Consider the following 339-nt stretch of genomic DNA (forward strand, 5'->3'; position numbering starts at 1 on the left):
CTGGCTGCGGGTTACTACGTTGATCAGACCAAAGGGCAGCGCTGGCCACAGGTGCAGGTCGGGGTCTCCACGCCGTTAGGCACCCAGGGGGGCAATGCCGATCTGCAACGCAATAACGCCAAGGCCAGTGATACCAGTGGGTCGGTATCTATCACCACGCCAATCTATGATTGGGGCAAGATCAGCAATCAGGTGGACAGCGCCGAAGCCAGCGTCACGGCGGCGGTGAATGCGGAGAGTTACACCAAAGAGCAGTTGGCCTACAGTACCGTGTCAGAGCTGATGAACCTGGGGCGCTATCAGGAAAGCCGCCAGGTGGCGTTGGCCTATGTTGCGCGT

At 59.6% G+C, this 339-nt stretch carries 1 protein-coding gene; it reads left to right on the plus strand.

The genetic code is table 11. The annotated features are described in order from the left end of the window. A partial coding sequence (locus tag AC2A1E_RS24395) for a TolC family protein (RefSeq protein WP_484385905.1) occupies window positions 1-339 on the plus strand: 339 nt, incomplete at both ends.

It is taken from the genome of Serratia sp. HNCC26DJ206, from assembly GCF_057180605.1.